18 protein-coding genes are annotated in these 19,012 nt (G+C 71.4%); 6 read left to right on the top strand and 12 right to left on the bottom strand.

Translation table 11 applies throughout. The features are described from left to right. Positions 1-19: 19 nt before the first annotated feature. From ACFW3L_RS23560 to ACFW3L_RS23550, 3 genes are all read right to left on the bottom strand, one after another. Positions 20-1,378, bottom strand: coding sequence for a PhoH family protein (locus tag ACFW3L_RS23560; RefSeq protein WP_378745490.1), 1,359 nt, complete (start codon positions 1,376-1,378; stop codon positions 20-22). 306 nt (positions 1,379-1,684) lie between these two features. Continuing rightward, positions 1,685-2,446 carry an isoprenyl transferase gene (locus ACFW3L_RS23555; RefSeq protein ID WP_378745485.1) on the bottom strand — a complete coding sequence of 254 codons (762 nt, stop codon included), beginning with the start codon at positions 2,444-2,446 and terminating at the stop codon, positions 1,685-1,687. Positions 2,447-2,539: 93 nt separating this feature from the next. Then, positions 2,540-3,151: an RNA polymerase sigma factor gene (locus ACFW3L_RS23550; RefSeq protein WP_378745480.1), complete on the bottom strand. Its 612-nt coding sequence runs from the start codon at positions 3,149-3,151 to the stop codon at positions 2,540-2,542. A gap of 312 nt (positions 3,152-3,463) precedes the next feature. Here ACFW3L_RS23550 and ACFW3L_RS23545 point away from each other — a divergent pair, with 312 nt between their 5' ends. Then, entirely contained in the window at positions 3,464-4,831 is a 1,368-nt protein-coding gene (locus ACFW3L_RS23545; protein WP_378745470.1) for a serine/threonine-protein kinase, read from the top strand. Between the two features lie 169 nt (positions 4,832-5,000). On the opposite strand, the gene ACFW3L_RS23540 is transcribed toward ACFW3L_RS23545, so the two are convergent. The 5 genes from ACFW3L_RS23540 to mca form a co-directional block, all read right to left on the bottom strand. Further along, a complete protein-coding gene (locus ACFW3L_RS23540) occupies positions 5,001-7,034 on the bottom strand; it encodes a thioredoxin domain-containing protein (RefSeq protein ID WP_378745462.1) in 2,034 nt (677 codons plus the stop codon). 51 nt (positions 7,035-7,085) lie between these two features. Further along, complete coding sequence (locus tag ACFW3L_RS23535) at positions 7,086-8,087, bottom strand: ornithine cyclodeaminase family protein (protein WP_378745449.1); 1,002 nt, start codon at positions 8,085-8,087, stop codon at positions 7,086-7,088. Positions 8,088-8,191: 104 nt separating this feature from the next. Further along, positions 8,192-8,890 carry a GntR family transcriptional regulator gene (locus tag ACFW3L_RS23530; RefSeq protein WP_378745443.1) on the bottom strand — a complete coding sequence of 233 codons (699 nt, stop codon included), beginning with the start codon at positions 8,888-8,890 and terminating at the stop codon, positions 8,192-8,194. Between the two features lie 83 nt (positions 8,891-8,973). Next, positions 8,974-9,255, bottom strand: a complete 282-nt coding sequence (locus ACFW3L_RS23525) for a hypothetical protein (protein WP_378745437.1) — start codon at positions 9,253-9,255, stop codon at positions 8,974-8,976. A 5-nt stretch (positions 9,256-9,260) separates the two neighbouring features. After that, the gene (gene mca / locus ACFW3L_RS23520) at positions 9,261-10,139 is read right to left on the bottom strand and encodes a mycothiol conjugate amidase Mca (RefSeq protein WP_378745431.1); all 879 of its coding nucleotides are present in this window, start codon (positions 10,137-10,139) and stop codon (positions 9,261-9,263) included. A gap of 156 nt (positions 10,140-10,295) precedes the next feature. Between mca and ACFW3L_RS23515 the strand changes: the two genes are divergently transcribed. Continuing rightward, positions 10,296-10,712, top strand: coding sequence for a DUF4307 domain-containing protein (locus ACFW3L_RS23515; protein WP_378745424.1), 417 nt, complete (start codon positions 10,296-10,298; stop codon positions 10,710-10,712). A gap of 150 nt (positions 10,713-10,862) precedes the next feature. Then, complete coding sequence (greA, locus tag ACFW3L_RS23510; RefSeq protein WP_378745420.1) at positions 10,863-11,363, top strand: transcription elongation factor GreA; 501 nt, start codon at positions 10,863-10,865, stop codon at positions 11,361-11,363. Between the two features lie 102 nt (positions 11,364-11,465). On the opposite strand, the gene ACFW3L_RS23505 is transcribed toward greA, so the two are convergent. Together ACFW3L_RS23505 and ACFW3L_RS23500 are read right to left on the bottom strand one after the other, a co-directional pair. Beyond that, the gene (locus tag ACFW3L_RS23505) at positions 11,466-12,836 is read right to left on the bottom strand and encodes a hypothetical protein (RefSeq protein ID WP_378745411.1); all 1,371 of its coding nucleotides are present in this window, start codon (positions 12,834-12,836) and stop codon (positions 11,466-11,468) included. A gap of 132 nt (positions 12,837-12,968) precedes the next feature. After that, positions 12,969-14,123, bottom strand: coding sequence for an FIST N-terminal domain-containing protein (locus ACFW3L_RS23500; RefSeq protein ID WP_378745405.1), 1,155 nt, complete (start codon positions 14,121-14,123; stop codon positions 12,969-12,971). 194 nt (positions 14,124-14,317) lie between these two features. Here ACFW3L_RS23500 and ACFW3L_RS23495 point away from each other — a divergent pair, with 194 nt between their 5' ends. Together ACFW3L_RS23495 and ACFW3L_RS23490 are read left to right on the top strand one after the other, a co-directional pair. Continuing rightward, positions 14,318-15,739 carry a sigma 54-interacting transcriptional regulator gene (locus ACFW3L_RS23495; protein WP_378745398.1) on the top strand — a complete coding sequence of 474 codons (1,422 nt, stop codon included), beginning with the start codon at positions 14,318-14,320 and terminating at the stop codon, positions 15,737-15,739. Beyond that, positions 15,739-16,860, top strand: a complete 1,122-nt coding sequence (locus ACFW3L_RS23490; protein ID WP_378745389.1) for a VWA domain-containing protein — start codon at positions 15,739-15,741, stop codon at positions 16,858-16,860. The genes ACFW3L_RS23495 and ACFW3L_RS23490 overlap by 1 nt, the downstream gene beginning before the upstream one ends. An 11-nt stretch (positions 16,861-16,871) precedes the next feature. Here the strand turns inward: ACFW3L_RS23490 and ACFW3L_RS23485 are convergent, their stop codons facing one another. Further along, a complete protein-coding gene (locus ACFW3L_RS23485; protein WP_378745383.1) occupies positions 16,872-17,681 on the bottom strand; it encodes a GntR family transcriptional regulator in 810 nt (269 codons plus the stop codon). 8 nt (positions 17,682-17,689) lie between these two features. Beyond that, entirely contained in the window at positions 17,690-18,421 is a 732-nt protein-coding gene (locus tag ACFW3L_RS23480) for a GntR family transcriptional regulator (RefSeq protein ID WP_378745371.1), read from the bottom strand. Between the two features lie 285 nt (positions 18,422-18,706). On the opposite strand from ACFW3L_RS23480, the gene ACFW3L_RS23475 reads away from it, so the two are divergent. Further along, positions 18,707-18,949 carry a hypothetical protein gene (locus ACFW3L_RS23475; RefSeq protein ID WP_378745363.1) on the top strand — a complete coding sequence of 81 codons (243 nt, stop codon included), beginning with the start codon at positions 18,707-18,709 and terminating at the stop codon, positions 18,947-18,949. Positions 18,950-19,012 lie beyond the last annotated feature (63 nt).

Raw genomic sequence — 19,012 nt, 5'->3', positions numbered from 1 at the left:
TGGGGCGGGCGCACGCGTGCTAGGCCTCCAGCATCTCGGTGACGAGGGCGGCGATGGGTGAGCGCTCGGAGCGGTTCAGGGTCACGTGCGCGAACAGCGGGTGGCCCTTGAGCTTCTCGATCACCGCGACGACCCCGTCGTGGCGGCCCACCCGCAGGTTGTCCCGCTGGGCGATGTCATGGGTGAGCACCACCCGCGAGTTCTCCCCCAGCCGGGACAGCACGGTCAGCAGCACGTTGCGTTCCAGGGACTGCGCCTCGTCGACGATCACGAAGGCGTCGTGCAGCGAACGGCCCCGGATGTGCGTGAGCGGCAGGACCTCCAGCATCCCCCGGTCCACGATCTCCTCGATCACGTCCTCACTGGTCACGGCGGACAGGGTGTCGTGCACCGCCTGGCCCCAGGGCGTCATCTTGTCGTTCTCGGTCCCCGGCAGGTAGCCGAGCTCCTGGCCGCCCACCGCGTACAGCGGGCGGAACACCATCACCTTGCGGTGCTGGGCGCGCTCCAGGACGGCCTCCAGACCGGCGCACAGCGCCAGCGCCGACTTCCCGGTGCCCGCGCGACCGCCCAGGGAGACGATGCCGACGTCCGGGTCGGTGAGCAGGTCGAGGGCGACCCGCTGTTCCGCGCTGCGCCCCTTCAGACCGAACACGTCCCGGTCCCCGCGCACCACCTTCACCGACTTGTCGGCCTGCACCCGTCCCAACGCCTTGCCCTGCTCGGAGACCAGGACCAGGCCGGTGTGACAGGGCAGGTCCATGGCCTGCTCGATCTCGCTCTCACCGGCGGAGAACAGTTCGCCGATGTTGTGGGCGGGCACGTCCAGCTCCGCCATCCCGGTCCACCCGTGCTCGATGGCGAGCTCGGCCCGGTACTCGTCGGCCGGGAGACCGATCGAGGAGGCCTTGATCCGCATCGGCAGATCCTTGCTCACCAACATGACGGAGTTCTCGTCCGCACGCTCGGCCTGGAGGTTGCGGGCCACCGTGAGGATACGGGTGTCGTTGTCACCGAGCCGGAAACCCGCGGGCAGGATCGTCGGGTCGCTGTGGTTGAGCTCCACCCGCAGCGTGCCGCCCACGTCGTTCACCGGGACGGCCACGTCCAGACGTCCGTGGGCGACCCTCAGGTCGTCCAGCCGACGCAGGGCGTTGCGAGCGAAGTACCCGAGTTCCGGATGGTGACGCTTGCTCTCCAGTTCGGTGATCACCACCACGGGGATGACGACCTCGTGTTCGGCGAACCTGGCCATGGCCATCGGGTCGGCGAGCAGGACACTGGTGTCGAGCACGTAGACGCGCGTGCCCTCTCCCGCCCCCGTTCCAGGGGCGGCGGGGGACTGGGTGTCGCGGTGATCGGTCGAGGAACTAGCCACTCGTTCTCCCCTTGGGCACCACGTGGGCGCCCTGCTGTCACGGGATCATGGAGGACCGGGACCAGGCCCACGAGGGCCGGGTCCGGCCCTCCTCTTCGACATCCCGCCGGAGCGGAGAAGATCAACGAGACGGGGCCTCCCGAACGGATGGACGAACGCCATCCGCTGTTGTCGACGCTACGCGGCCGAGAGCCCGTTTTCCAGGTCCCGTGCCCACCATCCGGTGAACTCCGCGTTACGGACCCGCCGTGGACAGACACGGCGCGCCCCGCGGAACGGGGGCGGGTGGAGACGAGGGTGCGGGGATCAGGAGCCGAAGCGCCGGTTGCGCGCGCCGTAGGCACGCAGCGCGCGCAGGAAGTCCACTCTGCGGAAGGCGGGCCAGAAGACCTCGCAGAAGTAGAACTCCGAGTGCACGCTCTGCCAGAGCATGAAACCCGACAGGCGCTGCTCACCCGAGGTGCGGATGAGCAGATCCGGATCGGGTTGTCCGCGCGTGTAGAGATGCCGAGCGATGTCCTCGATGTCCAGGCGCTCTGCCAGCTCCTGGATACCGGTGCCCTTGGCCGCCTCCTCCTGGAGGAGGGACCGAACCGCATCAGCGATCTCACGTCTACCTCCATACCCGACGGCGACGTTGACAACCAGCCCGGGGTTGCCGGATGTGGCCTCTTCCGCCTCTTTCAGGGCACGGGCGGTGGAATCGGGCAGCACGTCGAGCGCTCCCACGGGGCGCGTGTTCCACCCCTCCTGGCGCAGCCGGGCGATGGTCTCCTCGATGATGCGCACGAGGGGACCGAGCTCGGTCTCGTCACGGGTGAGGTTGTCCGTGGACAGCATCCACAACGTGACGACCTGCACACCGATCTCGTTGCACCAGCCGAGCACCTCGAAGATCTTGTTCGCCCCGGCCTGGTGACCTTGCTCGGCGCCCGGGAGACCGCTGCTCTTGGCCCAGCGCCGGTTGCCGTCCATGGCCACACCGACGTGCCTGGGAATCTCCTGGCTGGTCAGGCCGCGTTCGAGACGCCGCTCGTACAGCCAGTACAGGGGGTCACGGAGCCCCATTGGCGAAACCTCTCAGAGCTGGATCTTGGGACGGCGCACTCCTGTGACGGATGTGCCGACGGGGATTCCTCCAGAGTAGTTCGCCCGTGGGCGTCACGTCACGGCGAGCGATTTGCGCACGTGTTTGCGGCCCTGGTGGATGCGGGACTTCACCGTGCCGAGGGCGAGGTTCAGTTCGGAGGCGATCTCGTTGTAGTCCATCTGGCACAGGTCGCGGAGAACGAGGGGCGCGACCAGGTTGGGACGGTCCTTCTCCAGCTGGTCCAGTGCCTCCAGCAGGTCGATCCGCGAACCCGCGATGACGCTGGTGGTGCGCGGGTCCCGCTGGTGCGGCATGCGCTCGGCCTCGGTGGGGAACTCGGCCGACCGGCGCTTCATGGAGCGGTAGGTCTGACGGGCGGAGTTGGACACCACGGTGTAGAGCCACGTGGTGAAGAGGGAGTCGCCCTTGAAGCTGTCGATCTTGCGGGCGACCCGCAGGAGCGCGTCCTGGCAGGCCTCCTCGGCGTCCTGGCGGTAGGGAAGGAACCGGGCGCAGCGGCGCAGCACCTCGGGCTGGATGCGGCGCAGGAGGTCGTCCAGGGCCACGGCGTCGCCGTGCTTGGCGCGGCGCGCGAGCTCCTCCAGCTCCTCGTCGACGTTGCTGGCCACCCGACGTCGGGGGGTGGGGGTCTCCTCGTTCTCCGAGTTGTCACTACTGTGCATGGCTCATTCTCTTCCTGGCTTGCGACAGACGTCCGATCGTCCGTACGAGGGCGTACGCGCCCACTCGTGAGAGGGTCACACGTCAATGGGACGTCTATGAGCGCCGCTCGGCTCCCGCCTCGCGAATCCTGATGATCTCCGCCCCGGTGCACACGGCGCACGGAACTCGAAGGGCACCTCCAGTCTCCATGCCCCGAAGGCGTCGACGATACCCGGGGGAGGGGATCATATCCACGGAAGTCAACGTGAAGGCGCAGATGGTGTATTAGTGGGCAACGACCGCGTATTCACCCCCGACAGACCGAGGCGAAGATGAGCCAACCGGAGGCCTTCGGACGTTACCGCGTCATCAGGCGCCTGGGTTCCGGTTCCTTCGCCACGGTGTGGCTGGCGCAGGACGATCTCCTGAACTACCCGGTGGCCATCAAGGTACTCGCCGAGAACTGGGCGCACCAGATGGACATCCAGCACCGGTTCCTGGAGGAGGCGCGCATCCTGCGCCAGACCGACTCCACGTGGCTGGTGGCCGTGCACGACGTCGACGTGCTGCCCGACGGACGCCCGTACATGGTGATGACCTACGCCGACCAGGGCAGCGTCGCCGACCTCGTCCACCGAGGTCAGCTGCCCCTGGACGAGGCGCTGCGGCTGCTCACGGAGATCGGCCAGGGCATCACCGTGCTGCACGGCCACGGCACGATCCACCGGGACATCAAGCCCTCGAACGTGCTCCTCCAGTCCTCCCCCGTGGGTCAGCGGGTGCTGGTGGCCGACCTCGGCTTCGCGAAGGCGATCGACGAGGCCTCCGGCTTCACGGCCGCCGCCGGGACGCCCGGGTACATGTCCCCCGAGCAGAGCATCCCCGGCGGGGACCTGGACGTCCGCTCCGACGTGTACTCCCTGGGCGCGGTCGCCTACGAGCTCATCACCGGACGGCCGCCGTCCCGCCCGCCGGTGAAGGTCGCGCCTGGCCGGATTCGGCCAGGTTTGCCTCCGGCCCTGGACGAACTCATCCTGTCCGCGCTGTCGGTGGACCGGGAGAGCCGCCCGGCCGACGCGAAGACCTTCACCGACCGGGTCCGCGCCATCCGTATGGCGCCCAACGTGCCCGAGGACTCCTCCTGGTGGCGGCGCTACCGGATGCCCTGGCAGCGCGCGGGAGCCCTGGTCCTGGCCTGCGGTCTCCTTCTGGCCGGGGTGACCTCCTCCCTGGGCTCGCCGGGCATGGTGCTGACCACCGTGCGCGACTCCGCCCTGGAGATCCGGGTGAAGGTGCCCTCGGTGTGGGCCCGCGAGTTCCACACCGACCAGGCCTCCCGCGACTCCGTCGCCGAGGCGGGTGCCGGGCCCGGGCTGCTGGCCGCGACGGACGTGGACGACTGGCACTCCACCGACGTCCCCTCCTACGGGGTCTACGCGACGGTGGTTCCGGGGGCCCCGAACCTCGACTCCGTCGCCGACACCAAGCCGTGCCCCGGGCCTCCCAAGGAGCGGGCGATCAACGACGGTGACTGGCAGGGCCTGGTCTGGGAGTGGACCGAGTGCAACGGCAGCGGGGCCTTCAGCTCCGTCGCCGTGCACCCGCCGGACACCCCCAAGACGGTGTACCTGGAAATCCGTCAGCCGGACTACCGCCCCGACGTCGTGGACGAGATCGTGGAGGGCATCGAAATCCTCTGACCCGGCTCCGGCCTTTCCCGGGCGCGACTCCTCGAAAGAAAAGCTCCGCCGTGGCCGTGGCCTGCCGTTCGACCATTGCGAACGCCTCGGAGGACACCCGAAGAACGGGTGCCCTCCGAGTGCCTCAGGCGAATGAAGTTTATTTTTCAACCAAATGCCGGGCGATCACCTAAATCGTCAGCTGCGCCCTGAGTTCCTCCGGAGTGGTGACGGGGAGTTTGCAGACGAAGCCCTCGCAGACATAGGCGGTGGCCCGACTCCCGACGCGTACACGCTGTTCGAGGAGCGGCACTCCCCCGCTGTCCTCGCCGTCCCCACGGGAGAGCACCGTGCCCAGGGGCGCCGACCGCAGCACCGTGCGCACCAGTTCCTCGGTCTCCGGTGCGCCCGGCTCGCCCACCACGGCGACGGCACGCGGCCCGCTCAACAGGGCCTCCCCCGCCGCCAGGCCCCAACCGGCGAAGCGCGGCGCCTTCTCGGCCAGCAGCGGGACCACGCTCAGGGCCCCCTCCGCGGCGGCCCGGTAGCGCTCCCCGCCGGTCAGGGCCGCGTACGAGAGCAGCGCGGACGCGGCGGCGAACCGGCCCGAGGGGGTGGCGTTGTCCGTGGGGTCCTGCGGACGGCTGAACAGCCGCTCCGCGTCGTCGGCGGTGTCGAAGAACCCGCCCTCCTCGTCACCGAAGTGGTCCAGGACGGTGTCCAGCAGGCCCCCGGCCTCACGTACGTAGCGGGCCTCACCGGTCACGCCGTGCAGTGCGAGCAGCCCCTCCGCCAGGTCGGCGTAGTCCTCCAGCACTCCGGCGCCGGGCCCGGGGCGGCCGTCCCGCGAGGTGCGCACCAGCCGCCCGTGGGCCAGGTGGGCGCCGAGGACGAGGTCGGCCGTCTCCCGGGCGGCCCGGATCCAGTCGGGGCGTTCCAGGAGGGCGCCCGCCTCGGCCAGCGCGGCGATCGCCAGCCCGTTCCACGCGGCGACCACCTTGTCGTCGCGTGCGGGCGGGACCCGGTCCGCGCGGGCCCCGAGCAGTGCGGAGCGGACGCGGTCGTAGCGCTCGGGGTCGTCGGGGTCCGCGCGGAGCTGGAGCACCGACGTGCCGTGCTCGAAGGTGCCCTGCGGGGTCACGCCGAACAGCTCGGCGGCCCAGGCTCCGTCCTCCTCCCCCAGGACCTCGGTGAGCTGGTCGGGGGACCACACGTAGTAGGTGCCCTCCTCGCCCTCGCTGTCGGCGTCCAGGGCCGACGCGAACCCGCCCTCGGGGGTGCGCAGGTCGCGCAGCATCCAGTCGGCGGTCTCCTGGACCACCCTGAGCATGAGCGCGCGGCCGGCCCTCGCCGCGGGGTCGGTGCCCACCGGACGCCGGGACAGGCGGGTGTACGCGCGCAGCAACAGGGCGTTGTCGTAGAGCATCTTCTCGAAGTGCGGGACCACCCACGCGCCGTCCACCGTGTAGCGGGCGAAGCCGCCGCCGATCTGGTCGTACATGCCGCCCCGGGCCATGGCCTCGGCGGTCCCCCCGGCCATGAGCGCGGCGGGCGTGGGCTCGTCGGAGCTCTGGAACGGGAAGGTGCGCTCGTGCTGCGCGGTGAGGAAGGACAGCAGCATGGACGGCGGGAACTTGGGTTCGTCCCCGAACCCGCCGTTGACGACGTCGTAGTCACGGATCAGGGCCTGCACGGCCAGGTCCAGGTCCTCGGCGGTGGGCGGCGGGGAGCTGGCCAGGCGGCGCGGGGCGCCCAGCGCCTCCACCACGCGGCGCCCCTGGTCGAGGAGGTCGGCGCGCTGGTCCCGCCAGGCGTTGCCCACGCCTTCGAGGAGGCGCTGGAAGTGGTCGCGGGGGAAGTAGGTACCGCAGTAGAACGGTGCGCCGTCGGGAGTGGCGAACACGGTCATGGGCCAGCCGCCCTGGCCGGTCATGGCCTGGGTGGCCTCCATGTACACGGCGTCGACGTCGGGGCGTTCCTCGCGGTCGACCTTGACGTTGACGAACAGCGCGTTCATCCGGCTCGCGGTCTCGGGGTCCTCGAAGGACTCGTGGGCCATGACGTGGCACCAGTGGCAGGCCGCGTAGCCCACGGAGATGAGGAGGGGGACGCCCCGGCGGCGGGCCTCCGCGAAGGCCTCCTCACCCCAGGGCCACCACTCGACGGGGTTGTCGGCGTGCTGCAACAGGTACGGGCTGGTCGCGTCGCTCAGGCGGTTGGGCATGGTTCCACTGTGCCACTCCGCGCCCCGGGCGCGCGGCCCGCTCGCGTCGCCTCAGGAGGACAGGGTGATCTCCGTGCCCAGGCCACGCTCGCGGGCGGCGTCGAGCAGGAGTCGGCCGACAGCGGCGTCCTCCAGCCCGATGCCCACGGAGTTGAAGACGCTGACCTGCCGGTCCGAGGTGCGTCCGGGGTGCTGGCCGCCGACCACCCGGGCGAGTTCGAGGGCGCAGTCCTCGGCGGTGATCACGCCCTCGGCCACCGCGTGCGCGACGTCGCCCGACTCGTGCAGGGCGGCCGGGGTGGAGTCCACCACGAGGAGACCGGAGTCCCGGGCGGCGCCGAGGACGGCGGCGTCCACCTCGCGGTGGTCGTTCCGGGGCGGAGATCCCACCGCGTTGAGGTGCTGGCCGGGGCGCAGCCAGGCCCCCTCCACCAGCGGTTCCCGGGAGGGCGTCACCGTGCAGACCACATCGGCGGCGGCCACGACCTCGCGGGGTGAGGCGGCGGCGACCACCTCCAGGCCGGGGCACGCCTCGGCCACCGTGCGACGGAGCGTCTCGACCGTGGCGGCGGAGCGGGACCACACCAGGACCCGTTCCAGGTCGCGTTCGTCGGCAAGGGCGACGACGTGGGCGGCGGCCAGCGGTCCGGCGCCGACGACACCCAGGGTGTCCCAGTCCGGGCGGGCCAGGTGTCGGGTGGCCACGCGGGTGGCGGCGGCCGTGCGCAGGCGGGTGGGGACCGCACCGTCCAGGATCGCGAGGGGCGCGCCGGTCTCGGCGTCCGCCAGGACCACCACCGACTGCTGGGTGGGGAGCCCGCGCCCGCGGTTGCCGGGGATGTCGCTGAGGAGCTTGCTCACGGCCACCCCGCCGCCGAGGAGTCCGACCATCGGAACGAACTGGGGGTCGGCCCCGGGCAGGCGCGCGGGTTCCGCGTGCGGCTGCGCGGCCCGGCCCTGGGCCAGATCGGTGAAGGCGGTCTCCACGGCCTCGGCCACCTGGCGGGGCGTGACGAGTCCGGTGAGTTCGGAACGGGTGAGGATGAGCGTCATCGGTGCCTTCTCCGTGGGTCCACTTCCGTGCAATAGCGGTATACCACTAATCCCGGCACGGGTGCACCCTTCGGGCGGTGTCGGCCCGCGACACGGCGCGGGGCCTACCTCCGGGTACGGGTGCGGGTGACGTCCACCGGGTCGAACCGCTCCCACGTGTCGGCGACGGCCAGCGTGGGTTCGAGCCCGGCCGCGATGTGCGCTCGGTAGAGACCGGCGGCGCCGTCCCCGTCTCCGGCCTCGATCAGTTCGAGCAGGCGCACGTGCTCCTCGCGCTGCTCGCGGGTGTCACGGTGCTTGGTGAGGTGGAAGAGCCACTGCACGCGGGAGTCGAGCGGGGCCATCATGCGCTGGAGGAGGGGGTTGCCGCAGGCGGCGACCACCGCCCGGTGGAAGCCCGCGTTGGCGGCTGCCGTGGCCGACTCGTCGTCCGCCTTCAACGCGTGTTCGGCGTCGTCGAGGAGGGCGCGCATCCGGCGCAGGTCGGCGTCGGTGCGCCGGGTGGCCGCCAGGCGGGCGGCCAGCGTCTCCAGCTCCTCGCGGACCTCGAACAGCCGGACGATGTCCTCACGGGACCAGCTGGCCACCATGGCGCCCTGCCGGGGCACCAGGACCACCAGCCCCTCCGCCTCCAGCAGGCGCAGTGCCTCGCGCAGCGGCACCCGCGAGACGCCGAGCTCGGCCGACGCCTCCCGCTCGGTGATCCGGTGCCCGGGAGGCAGTTCGAGGTCGATGATGCGCGACCTGAGCTGGTCGTGGACGCGGTCACGCAGGGAGGGGCTTCGGGAGGGCTCGGACTGCATCCCCCCATGGTAGGCACTGCCCCGTGCGGGGACGTGCCCGCCGAGTCCGCCCCCGCGGGTGCGCGGCGGGGGCGGGACCGGGGTCAGGCCCTGGTCGAGGAGTCCTCGCCGGAGGCCCCTCCGGCGGCGGCCTCCACCCCGGAGGTCGCCTCCTGACCGTCCTTCTCCGTCGTCTCCCCGGCCTCCTCGGACTCGGCGCGGGCCGAGACACCGCGCAGCTTGCCGACCAGGCTGCGCATCAGGAAGTACAGGCACACGCCGATCGCGAAGATCGCGAGGAAGCCCAGGACACCGGGTGTGACGGTGTCCTTGTTCAGCGCGAAGTCCTGGGCGAGCACCGTGGTGGACGCGAGAAGGGTGTTCATGCCACTCATACTCTCATTGCCTCGCGGACACCCGCGAAGAGGTCCTGTTCGGGGACCTCGGTGTCCACGAGTGAGCGGACCAGGTGGTAGTCCTCGGTCGGCCAGGCCTCGGCCACGACCGCGTTGGGCACGGCGAACCAGAAGCCGTTCGGGTCGATCTGGGTGGCGTGCGCGCGCAGGGCGTCGTGCGCGATGTCGAAGTACTCGCTGCACTCGACGCGGGTGGTGATCTCCCAGCGCGGGCGCTCGCGGTCCTTGATCCGCTCCATCCACTCCTCGAAGGGGTTGTCCAGGCCGCGCTCGGCCAGGATCTTCGCCAGGGCCTCGAACCGCTCGGGCGGGAACGAGACGAAGTAGTACAGCTTGAGCGGCTGCCAGGGGTCACCGGCGTCCGGGTAGGCGTTCGGCTCGGCGGCGGCGTCGAACGCGTGCATCGACACCTTGTGGGTCATGATGTGGTCGGGGTGCGGGTAGCCGCCGTTCTCGTCGTAGGTCAGGATGACGTGGGGGCGGAACCGGCGGATCGCGGCCACCAGGGGCTCAGCGGCGTCCTCCACCGGAAGGGTCGCGAAGCAGCCCTCGGGGAGCGGGGGCAGCGGGTCGCCCTCGGGCAGACCGGAGTCGACGAACCCGGCGAACTCCTGCTCGACGCCGAGGATCTCGCGGGCGCGGTTCATCTCCTCGCGGCGGACCTCCGCGATGTTCTCGCGGATCTCCGGGCGCTCCATGGCCGGGTTGAGGATGTCACCGCGTTCGCCACCGGTCAGGGTGACGACCAGCACTTCGGCGCCCTCACGGGCGTAGCGCGCCATCGTGGCGGCACCCTTGCTGGACTCGTCATCGGGATGGGCATGGACGGCCATAAGCCGCAGACGCTCGGACAACGAAGGCTTCTCCTTGGCTCGGTCGACGGCCACTGCACGCGGCTGTCCGACACCACCCCGGATCACGGCGTGGACGACTCACGTGCGGGCCGCGTAGGGGGGCTGTCAGGTCGGGGATATCTTAGACAACACCGTCCCCTTGCTCGGAGATTCCCAATGTCAGCGACCCCGGAAGATGATGCCGTGAACAGTGCCGACACCGCGCCCGCGCTACGCAAGCGCCACGGCAACGGGCCCGTCTTCTTCGTCGTCGCGACGCTCTTCGCGGTGGCCGTCAGCGTCGGCTGGGGCTTCTCCGTCATGAACTACACCGGGCTGAGCGGGGGCGTGTACCACCAGGTGGTGGCGGTCACCGCTCCCACCGGTGACGCGGCCCGGATCGACTTCGAGGTGAACAGCAAGAACGGGGCCGAGTGCCTGCTGCGCGCGCTGGACGGCCAGATGGTCGAGGTCGGGACCGAACGGGTCGAGGTGGAGGGTGGGAACCGAATGGTCAGTCAGACCGTTGAAACGGTTCGTCAGGCTTCCACGGTAGAAGTGGCCTCGTGCAGGGAACAAGGTTCGCAAGACTGATCCACCGAGCCTTCCCCCCTGTTCGGCACAGGTACCGGAACGGAGCCCCCGAGAACCGCGTCACCGGTGCGCGATCGCGCACGGTGATATTCTCGTGAGTTCAGCTCTGGCCGCCTGGTGGCCATTGCTACTAGTACACAAGGAGTTCCCGTGACCCAGACCCGCGATGACAACGTCACCTGGCTCACCCAGGAGGCGTATGACCGGCTCAAGGGAGAGCTGGACCACCTGTCGGGGCCCGGGCGCATCGAGATCGCGGAGAAGATCGAGGCCGCCCGTGAAGAGGGCGACCTGAAGGAGAACGGCGGCTACCACGCCGCCAAGGAGGAACAGGGCAAGATGGAGGCCCGCATCCTCCAGCTCACCGAGATCCTGCGCACGGCGAGGGTCGGCGAAGCGCCCCGCACCGAAGGCGTGGTCGGCCCCGGTATGACCGTCACCGTCAAGTTCGACGGCGACGAGGAGGAGGTCACCTTCCTGCTCGCCTCGCGTGAGGAGAGCGGCTCCCCCATCGACGTGTACTCCCCCAAGTCCCCGCTCGGTTCCGCCATCAACGGCAAGCCCGTCGGCGAGACCGTCAGCTACAACCTGCCCAACGGCAAGAGCCTCGGTGTCGAGATCATCGAGGCGGTTCCCTACAGCGGCATGTGACACGCCGCCGTACGGCCACCGGGTGGACCAGGCGCGTATGAGCAGGACGACAGGGGCGGCTCCGGCCGCCCCTGTCGTGTGTGCGTCGTACCCGTGGTCCCGCTAGCGCGTCCGGCAGACGGGGGCGTCCGTCCCGCCCTCCGCGAAGGCCGCCGGGACGTAGTGGCCCTCACCGATGCGGTACCAGACGTCCGAGACGCCGGTGGGCCCGGTGGCCCGGTCGCCGGTGGTGCGGCAGGCCACGTCCACGTTGGCCTTGTGCGCGGCCAGGCCGACGGTGTCGAACGCGGTGCCCGGCCCCTCCCGCACGACCACCGGATCGGTGCCGCTGGCCGTGGTGATCTCGGCGCGGGCCCGGTACTCGGCGGTCCAGAGGTAGTCGACCCGCACCCACCCGTTGGTGGGCAGCTGGAGCCCCTCGTTGAACGCGCCGTCCGCGAGGTCGATCCCCGCCGGATTGAGCACCCGGCGGCCGAACCCGTCCAGGCCGTTGTTGTGGTTCTCGGTGTAGGCGGCCTGGGCCTGGGGGCGCCCCCGGTCCAGGTCGCGCCAGGACTCGCGGTCGTCGTTCCAGTGGTCGTCGGTGATGTTCCAGGGGCCGACGTCCCACACGGGCAGGTAGGCGCAGCGCGGGACGTGGTTCTCGGTGTCGCCGCTCGCCTCGGGCCCCAGAGCACCGGTGCTGCACACCCGGACGGTGTACTCTCCGCCTCCCCGGGTGGACAGGCCCCGTCGCGAGGGCAGTGCCGCGAACTGGTCGGCGGTGCGGACCGTGTGGCCGTTGGCGGTCTTGTTGCCGACCAGGCCGATGCGGGTGGCGAACAGGCGCGCGGAGAACGGCTTCGGGACGTCGTCGCCCCGCGCCTCCTCCGTGCTTCCGGCGGAGCCCCCACCGGAGCCCTCCGCCTCCCCGGTCCGGGGGTCCTCCGGAGGGGTCCCGGTGCCCTCGACCGGGCGGACGCTGACCTCGGTGACCGCGGTGCGATCGTCCCGCTCCCGTGACGCCGAGGCGCCCGTCGCCTCCACCCCGACCCTCAGCTGGACCTCGCTGACCGCCTCCGGCAGCGTCACGCGGCCTCCGCCGGTACCGGTCGGGTGCCACTCGGTCCACATGCCGTCGGCGCGCACGCCCCGGGCCTCGGTGAGCACCTCCTCGGCGTCACCGGTGACGCGCACGGCCACGTCGAGGGTGTCGGTAGCTCCCTCCAGCTCCTGTTCGGGGAAGGTCGCGAGCCCCGCGCGGCGCTGGGCCGGGTCCAGACGCGGGGAGGCGCCGAGGCGCTCGGTCGCGTCCCCGGTGTTCAGGCGCAGTCCACCGGAGTCCAGGGTGAGCCCGATCCGGTCCGCCGAGGACAGGTCCTGCTCCAGCCAGGCCGACGCGGCCAGGGCGGCGGTGGGTGTCGCCAGCGGAGCCAGCAGGGCGAACACCCCGAGGGCCACGAGGGACGTGGTCGTACGCCGGTTGTCGGCCATCGTTCCTTCTCTCACCAAACACAAAAAGTGATCGATCTAGTCACTCTTAGTAATCACCCTGGTGTGCCCGCACTCAAGCAGGTTGGTCAGGGTGTTGGTGATCCGAGGGTAAAAGTCCGACTTGGGCGGCTCTCAGGCGGCGAAGGCCAGCAGGCAGGCCGTGAAGCCGTGCACGTGGTTCACCCCGGCGACCGGGCCGATCTCCCCCGCCGCGAAGAAGCCCGCCACGGGACCCACGCCGAGGATCCGGCGGACCGCGAGGACGTCGTGGTCGGACTGCGAGAACAGCGCCTCTCCCCGGCCGTTGCACGAGAACAGCAGGCCCCCGCCCACGGCGTGTTCGGCGCCGAACTCCGTCAGTTTGCGGGCGAGGTCCTCGTCCGCCGTGCTGGCGTCGCGCACCTGGAAGCGGACGGTCTGACCGACCTCCACCATCTCGTCGATGGTCAGGGCCCCGAGCCCCGGATCGGCCTCGCTGAGGGTGCGGATGAGGAAGTCGCCCTGTTCGTGGTGGTCGGCGTACTCGTCCATCGCGATCCCGATGTGCAGCCCCCGCGAGGCCAGCTCACGGTCCTCCTCGGAGAGCTCCTCCACGAGGGTCTCCAACCGCTCGTAGGCGTTGGTCCCGGCCAGTTCCAGCACGAGGTTGCCGTCGGCCTTGGTGATGGTCATGCTCGGTCCGACCGGACGGCAGCCCTGGCTGACCACCGTGCCCAGCACCCCCTCACCGCCGATCAGCACGCCGATGGCGCCGTTGTCGGCCACGTCGCCCTCGCAGAACAGACGGACCGACTCCTCGCCGTGCAGCCCGTCGGCCATGCCCCCGACCAGCGGAAGACCGTCGAGGGCGGCCGTCGTCTCGCGAACGAACGCCTGGGTGGGGAACTCGTAGGGGTTGGTGAACAGGATCCCGGCCCGGTCGCGCGGGGACGGCTCACGCATACCCACCACCGCCAACTGGTCGCCCTCCACCACGGTGTCCAGCCGGAAAGGGGTCAGCTCGACCCCGGGCAGGCGTGCGCACCACACGCTGACCGCGCCCTGCCCCTCCACGCCCCGGCCGCCGCCGACCACGCCGGTGGCGCTGCACCCCAGCGTGAGCGCGTCGCCGGTCAGTTCCATGACCCGCCTTCCGGCGAGCGTGACCTCGTCCGGGTCCGCCCCGCTGACGAAGAAGCAGACGAGGTCGGCCGGGCCGTCCATCTGCTCCAGGGCCTGAAGCGCGGCGCGCTCGGCCGCGTTCACGAGGTCGGCCCCCGTCGTCAGTGCATCGCCGAACCTAGCCACCAGCTGCCACCCCCGCCTTCACCGGTCGTGCGGACCGGTCCCTGGGAACCTTGCCGTCTCATTCTTCCATCCGGACTCCCAACAGGAGCTTTCCTCCTGGTGGCCCCTCAAACGCCCCGACCCCGGCGTGTGTCCCCCGGTTCCTCCCCCTCCCAGGGCGGGCGGCACAACCGGGCACGCCCTACACTCCCCTTGTGACCCATGCCGCACCCGCTCCGAGCGGGCTCCCGCGCACCCGTGCCGCGCTGCGCGCGTCCGGCCACGTCCGCCGCACCACCACGGCGGAGGTGCGAGAGAACCTGTTGGCCCGGATGGCCGCGGGCCGCCCCCGCTTCCCCGGGGTGCACGGGTTCGACGACTCCGTGCTGCCGCAGTTGGAACGGGCGCTGATCGCGGGGCACGACATCGTTCTGCTGGGCGAGCGCGGCCAGGGCAAGACCCGGCTGATCCGCACCGTCGCCGGACTCCTCGACGAGTGGAGCCCCGTGGTCGAGGGCTGCCCGGTCAACGACCACCCCTTCGCCCCGGTCTGCCCCGCCTGTCTGCGCCGGAGCGCGGCCGAGGGCGACGACCTCCCCGTGGCCTGGCGGCACCGCGACGCCCGCTACGGCGAGAAGCTGGCCACCCCCGACACCGGCACCACGGAACTGATCGGTGACGTGGATCCGGCCCGGCTGGCCGAGGGCCGCTCCCTCGGCGACCCCGAGACGGTCCACTACGGCCTGCTGCCGCGCGCCAACCGGGGCGTGTTCTGCGTGAACGAACTCCCCGACCTGCCCGCGCGCGCCCAGGTGGCCCTCTTCAACGTGCTGGAGGAACGCGACCTCCAGGTGCGCGGCTACAGCCTGCGCCTTCCCCTGGACCTGCTGCTGGTGGCCAGCGCCAACCCCGAGGACTACACGAGCCGGGGCCGGATCGTCACTCCGCTGAAGGACCGGTTCGGCGCCCAGGTGCGCACGCACTACCCGCCCGACCTCGATGACGAGCTGGCGCTGATCCGGCAGGAGGCGGCCCTGCCCCCGGGCACGACCGTCCCGTCGCACCTGCTGGAGAGCGTGGCGCGTTTCACCCGCCTCGTGCGCGCCTCCAACCGGGTGGACCAGCGCTCGGGGGTGTCCGTGCGCTTCTCGGTGGCCGCCGCCGAGACCCTGGCCGCCTCGGCGCTGCGGCGGGCCGCCCTGACCGGGGAGGAGGTCCCGGTGGCCCGGGTCTGCGACCTGTCCGGGGTGGCCGCGCCGCTCCTGGGCAAGGTGGAGTTCGAGACCGGGGCGGAGGGCCGCGAGGCGTCGGTCCTGGAGACCCTGCTGCGCCGGGCGGTGGCCGAGACCTTCCGCGCCCGGCTGGGCGAGGCGGACCTGGAACCGCTCAGCGACCGGTTCGCGGGCGGCGGAACCGTGGAGAGCGGGGACCTCGTGGGCGCCGCCGAGCTGCTGCGCCGGGTGGGGACCGTACCCGGGCTGTCCGGCCTCCTGGAGCGGGCCGCCCCCGAGTCGGTCGACGGCCCGCCCACGCCGGGGCTGGCCGCCGCCGTGGTCGAGTTCGCCTTGGAGGGGCTCTACCTCGAACGGCGGCTGTCCAAGGACACCGTGCCCGACGGTGGTGTGTACCGCTTCTGATGAGGTTCCGGTACCGGGAGTACATGGGTGGCCCCGACCCCCTGGCCGAGCCCGATCCGCCCCCGGAGGAGGCGGTGCGGGCGGCTGGACGCCTGCTGGAGATGATCGCCGGTGAGCGTTCCGAGGAGGGCGCCCCGCAGGAGGCGCTCACCGCCGCCGAGGAGGCGTTGACCCGCTACGCCGGGGGCGAGCGCGACGCTCTGTCAGGGCTGGACACCGGTGCGCTCCGGGGTGCCCTGGGCGGTGCCGCGTCCGCGGACCTGGAGCGGCTGGACGCCGCCGACCACGGGCTCACCCCGCGCGAGCTCCGCAGGCTGGGCGAGGTGGCGCTGGGCGAGATCGAGTCGGCCCGTCGCGCGGCGCCCGGAGGCCACCGGGTCGGTGACGGCGTGGGCGACGAACCCACCGGGGCCACCCTGGCCCACGACGGCCGGGACCGTGCCCTGGACGCCGTCGCGACCCTGCGGGAGGCCATGCTGCGCCGCGCCGCCGAGGGCGGTTCCGCCGCGCCCCTGCGGGCGGAGGACCTCCGGTACGCGGAGACCGAACCGGCCGGGGCCGCCGCCGTGTGCCTGCTGGTGGACCTGTCCCACTCGATGGCCACGCGCGGCCTGCACGAGGCCGCCACCCGCACCGCGCTGGCCCTGCACACCCTCGTACGGACCCGGCACCCCGAGGACCGGATCCTGTTGGTCGGGTTCGGCGACCGCGCCCGCGAGATGACCCCCGCCGACCTGGTGGAGCACGACTGGCGGCCCGTCCCCGGCACCAACCTCCAGCACGCGCTGCACCTGGCCCGGCGGCACCTGCGACGTCACCGGGGGCTGCGGCCGCTGGTCCTGGTGGTCACCGACGGGGAGCCCACCGCGCACCTGGGCGACGACGGGGACGCCCGGTTCGCCTGGCCGCCCGCACCCCGCACGGTGGAGCTCACGGCGGCCGAACTCGACGCCGCGCTCGCCGAGGGCGCCGGAATCACGTTCTTCCTGCTCGCGGACGACCCCCGGCTGCGGGAGTTCCGGGAGCTGCTCGAACGCCGCCGGGGCGTGCGCGTGGTGGGCGCCGAAGCCGACGCCCTGGGTCCGATGGTCGTCGACCAGTACCTCCGGAGGCGCCCCTAGGGCATGTCGTGTCAGTGCTCGAAGACGCTGACGTCGGAGTCCATGACCGGTAGGTCGTCCGGGGCGTCGCCGCCCGCGTACAGGAGCTGGTGGCGGTTGGCGGGCATGAGCGTCTCGGTGTAGCGCAGCGGGCGGTGGCCCTCGTAGGTCACCCGTTCCTGGACCAGCAGGGGCAGGCCGGGTCCCAGCCCGAAGGCGTCCGCCTCGTCCTGGGAGGGCATCCGCGCGCCCACGACGTCCCAGTTCCACTGCTCGTGGAAGCCGAGCTCGCGCATGACCGCGCCGATGCCGTTCTCCAGGTACTCGGGCGACATCAGGGGGGTGTTGTTGGCGATCCCGAACGGGAAGTAGGTGACGTGGGACTGCCACAGGCCGCCGTCCACGTAGTACTCCGAGGAGCGGATCACGACCAGTCCGCCGCTGGCCGCCCGCCCGTCGGCCGCGTCCACCAGCCGCTTGGCCACCTTCGGCCGCATGGTGTCCAGGCTGACCTTGACCTTCTCGTCGATGTTGCCGTACCCGGCCTGCCGCAGCCGGTCGTGGTAGCCGAGGTCGAACCGGGCGGGGTCGTCGGAACCGTCCGGACTGGCCTTGTGCATGACCGGGTGGTGGTCCGCGACGAAGGCGCCCCGGCCGACGCGGATGGAGACGCGCCCCTCGTCCTGGAGGATGCGCATCCCCAGGCGCGCGGTGGCACGGGAGACGTCGAGCTCGTCCGCGAGCTCCTCCTCGCCGGGCAGCCGGTCGCCCGGACGGTAGTCGCCCCTGGACAGGGCCTCACGCAGGTAGTCGGCGACCACGGTCTTCTTCGTCGCGCTCATTGGCTGGATCAGTCCCGGTAGTAGGCCTGGAGGTTGCCGTGCTCGAACTGGTAGCGGATGCTGTGCCCCGCGTGGACAGTGTGCACGATGCGCAGGGGGCGGTCGTCGGAGTAGTCGGTGCGGTGGACGTTGAGGACCGGGACCCCGGGCGGGAGTTCGAGCTCGGACGCCTCCTGGGGGGTGGGCATGCGGGTCTCGAGCTCGTCCACGTACCCGACCTGGCGGTGCCCGTGCTCCAGGAGGACGGTCAGGGCGCTCTCGACGTTCTCGGGGACCATCAGTGAGGTGCCCTGGACGAGGTCCACCGGGTAGTACGCGGAGCTGATCGACCCGGAACGCTCACCGGAGAAGCGGTGCATCCGCCGGACGACCGTCATCTCGCCCTCCGGGACGCGGAGTCGGCTGGCGATGTCGGGGGTGGCGCTGAGCAGCTGGAGTTCCTCCAGGGTCAGTCCGCTCATGTTGAACTCGTTGAGCCCGTCGGGGCCGCCCGCCTTGCGGGTGGCGTAGAAGATCTCGGGAACCACGTCCTGCACGAAGTGCCCGCGTCCGGGCCTGCTCACGATGAGTCCCTGGTTGCGCAGCATGCCCAGGGCGAGGCGGATCGTGTTGCGGGAGGCCTCGAAGCGCTCCTCCAGCTGCTTCTCCGAGGGGAGTTGCCCGCCCAGCGGCAGGCTCCTGTCCTGGATCTCCCGCCGCAGGACACGGGCGATCTGTCGATATCTGCTCTCTGCCCGCATAAGTCCGCCCTAGGAGGGGTATACAGCTTGTACCAACAAGCTAAGTGCTCAACCAGCAGAACAGGTCCCACTGGTTTTCCTGAACCCATCCTAAAGGAAGGTGACCCTCAGTACAGGGCGCCCAGGCCCCGAATCGGAGATCCCCCGCATGCGCAGACCCCTCCAGGACCACCCGCCCCATACCGCCAGAGGAACCCGCGACCGATGAACCCCAGCCCTACTCTCCCCCGGTGCACCAGGGGGCCGACCAGGAACTGACGACCACCGACTCAGAGGACACTCCCCATGAACATCGCCTTCGCCCTCCTCATCCTCGCCGGACTCCTCCTGTTGGGCCTCGCCACGGGGTTCCTTCTCGCCGTCTCCATCGGCATCCGGCGCCAGGACCGCAACGGCACCTACCGTTCCCTGCGCCAGGGCGGCAACCACAGCGCACTCTCCCGTTCGAGCCGGGCCGTCGTCGGCCTGCGCTTCCGGGACGACCGGCGCGAGCTTCCGGACAGCGGCCGTACCCCCACCGCTGTCTGACCGGACCCACGTCCGACGAGCACCACCGAGGCACAGGCCGCGACGGGCCCGGCACACGGCCGG

Origin of the sequence: Nocardiopsis sp. NPDC058789, from assembly GCF_042745575.1 — a bacterium.
Taxonomy (GTDB): Bacteria; Actinomycetota; Actinomycetes; order Streptosporangiales; family Streptosporangiaceae; genus Nocardiopsis; species Nocardiopsis eucommiae.
The sequence above is the reverse complement of the archived record's forward strand: the minus strand, read 5'-3'. Positions and strand labels throughout refer to the sequence as shown.